Annotated in this window: 1 protein-coding gene; it reads left to right on the forward strand. The window is 55.6% G+C overall.

The window, feature by feature from the left end; translation table 11 throughout:
- On the forward strand, positions 1 to 574 hold a 574-nt coding region (locus tag ADM33_RS11630), incomplete at both ends, for a hypothetical protein (RefSeq protein WP_049503824.1).

Raw genomic sequence — 574 nt, forward strand, 5'->3', positions numbered from 1 at the left:
TGCACTAGTCGATGCTGAAGCCGAAGCTACTGCACTGGTTGACGCTGAAGCCGAAGCGACCGCGCTTGTTGATGCTGAAGCTGAAGCGACCGCACTTGTCGATGCTGAAGCTGAAGCGACCGCGCTAGTCGATGCTGAAGCACTTGCTACCGCGCTTGTTGATGCTGAAGCTGAAGCGATCGCGCTAGTCGATGCTGATGCACTTGCTACCGCGCTTGTTGATGCTGAAGCTGAGGCTACTGCGCTGGTCGATGCTGATGCTGAAGCTACTGCACTTGTTGACGCTGAAGCTGAGGCTACCGCACTTGTTGAGGCTGAGGCTGAAGCTACCGCACTTGTTGAGGCCGACTTAGACGCACTTGTTGAGGCCGACTTAGACGCACTTGTTGAGGCCGACTTAGATGCACTCGTTGAGGCTGACTTAGAAGCGCTGGTCGACGCTGACTTAGACGCACTCGTTGAGGCTGACTTAGACGCACTCGTTGAGGCTGACTTAGAAGCGCTGGTCGACGCTGACTTAGACGCACTCGTCGATGCTGACTTAGACGCACTTGTTGAGGCCGACTTAGACGCA

The sequence above is a fragment of the Streptococcus oralis genome, assembly GCF_001075875.1.
Classification (GTDB): domain Bacteria; phylum Bacillota; class Bacilli; order Lactobacillales; family Streptococcaceae; genus Streptococcus; species Streptococcus oralis_I.